General features: G+C 67.0%; 1 protein-coding gene. It reads right to left on the reverse strand.

Annotated features, from left to right (window positions below):
* A partial coding sequence (locus ACPYOG_RS19665; RefSeq protein ID WP_481295803.1) for a cell wall-binding repeat-containing protein occupies positions 1–267 on the reverse strand: 267 nt, incomplete at both ends.

The following is a 267-nucleotide window of genomic DNA, read 5'->3' on the forward strand; positions in this document are numbered from 1 at the left end:
ACCTTCGACGTCTTCATCGATACGATGTCGTTGCCGACCGAGCGCGGCATGCACCAACTGGGTGAGAGGAACGGCGGCGCGTTCGCTGCTCCCGCCATCGCGGCGGCGGAGAGGGCGTCCGGGAAGTCGATGCCCGAAGCGATGTAGGCCGTACTGGCCGTCTGGAACCGCTGGGCGTTCACCAGATGGCTGGTGTCGTCGCGATCGGCTCCTCCGATCCGGGTGACCGTCAGTCCCGCCGACTGGAGGGAGGTGTCGAACGACCCG

The sequence above is a fragment of the Leifsonia sp. HAY1-4F genome (genome assembly GCF_056755275.1).